Origin of the sequence: Coleofasciculus sp. FACHB-712 (assembly GCF_014695635.1) — a bacterium.
Taxonomy (GTDB): Bacteria; Cyanobacteriota; Cyanobacteriia; order Cyanobacteriales; family FACHB-T130; genus FACHB-T130.
The window spans coordinates 1-1950 of the sequence record NZ_JACJOQ010000415.1 but is presented as its reverse complement, the minus strand read 5'-3'; the positions used below and the strand labels follow the sequence as shown (position 1 = coordinate 1950).

1 protein-coding gene is annotated in these 1950 nt (G+C 44.7%); it reads left to right on the top strand.

Annotated elements, in window-relative coordinates:
- Window positions 1–8: 8 nt before the first annotated feature.
- The coding region (locus H6F50_RS12770) for a PAS domain S-box protein (RefSeq protein WP_347277162.1) at window positions 9–1950 on the top strand (1942 nt) is incomplete at its 3' end.

Genomic DNA, 1950 nt, shown 5'->3' with positions numbered 1-1950 from the left:
AAGGAGTTATCTTAATCGTTGATGACACTCCTACCAATTTGGGAATGCTGTTCGATTTCCTGGCTCATTCCGGCTTCCAAGTTTTAGTGGCTGAAGATGGCGAAAGTGCAATTGAAAGTGCCGAGTATGCTTCACCCGACCTAATTTTGTTAGATGTACTCATGCCCGGAATAGATGGGTTTGAAACTTGCCGCCGCCTAAAAGCGAATCAAGTAACTCAAGATATTCCCGTAATTTTTATGACCGCGCTGAGTGAGACAGTGGATAAGGTCAAAGGGTTGAATCTTGGGGCGGTAGATTACATTACTAAACCGCTCCAGCATGAAGAAGTTTTAGCCCGTGTCAGCATCCACCTGCGCCTGCGTTGCTTGACCAAAAAACTGATAGACCAAAATATACGTTTAGAACAGGAGATATGCGAACGCAAACAAGCAGAAGCAGAACGAGAGCAAGCATTTATAGCGCTCCAGGAAAGCGAAGCTCGATTTAGATGCTTGGTTGAATCGAATATCATTGGGATTATTTTCGCAGATTTTCGGGGCAATATTACCGAAGCGAATGATGCCTTTCTACAGATGGTGGGATATGAGCGGGAGGAACTGCCAACGGGAGGTTTGCGTTGGGATGAAATTACTCCGCCCGAATATCGCCATTTAGACGAAGACGCGATCGCACAATTCCTCAGTTCTGGCAATTGTACTCCCTACGAGAAAGAATTTATTTCCAAAGATGGTCGTCGCGTTCCAGTGATGATTGGTGCAGCGCTGATGGAACCATCTCAACCAAACGTTGTCGGTTTTGTCCTTGACATCACCGAGCGCAAACAGGCAGATCGGAAAATCCAAGAACAAGCGGCTTTGCTTGATATTACAACCGATGCAATTCTCGTCCGAGACCTGAACAACCAAATCCTATTTTGGAACAAAGGGGCTGAACGTTTGTACGGATGGAAGACAGAAGAAGTTTTTGGTAAGAATGCTAATCAACTTTTATACAAGGAAATTTCACCACAACTCCAAAAAAATCAGAATATTCTTGCCCAAGAAAACGAGTGGCAGGGTGAATTGCATCAAGTCACAAAAGACGGGAAAAATATTATCGTTGCAAGTCGCTGGACTCTCGTTCGGGATGAAGAAGAACAACCCAAATTTATCTTAACTGTTAATACCGATATTACAGAGAGGAAACAACTCGAAGCCCAGTTTCTTCGGGCACAGCGCATGGAGAGTATCGGCACTCTGGCAAGCGGGATTGCCCACGATCTCAACAATGCCCTAGCACCTGTATTAATGTCTGTTCAAATCTTGGAACACAAACTTCAGGATGAGCAGAGCCGGCGAATACTAAAAACACTAGAAACCAATACTCAACGAAGTGCCGATCTCGTTAAACAAGTGCTGTCATTTGTGCGAGGAGTCGAAGGGAAGCGAACCACTCTGCAAGTAAGGCACATTATTAAAGAAATTGAGCAGATTGTTAAACAGACATTTTCTAGAGCGATTGAAATCCGCACCGATATCCCGATGCTCGATCTTTGGACTATTTCTGGGGATGCGACTCAGCTGCACCAAGTATTGATGAATCTCTGTGTAAATGCTAGGGATGCGATGCCAAACGGGGGAACTTTAGAGCTTTGTGCCAGGAATTTGTGGGTTGAAGAACACTATGCCCGGATGAATCTTGATGCTAAGGTTGGCCCTTACGTTGTCATTACTGTATCCGATACAGGGATGGGAATCTCAAGGGAAATAATAGATAGAATCTTTGAGCCATTTTTCACCACAAAAGAGATAGGACAAGGTACTGGCTTAGGTCTTTCAACGGTGATGGGTATCGTTAAAAGTCACGGTGGATTTGTGCAGGTACTTAGCGAAGTGGGGCAAGGAACGCAGTTTTATATTTACTTACCCGTAACGCAGGCAACGATACCAGATGAGACGAAAAGCTTGC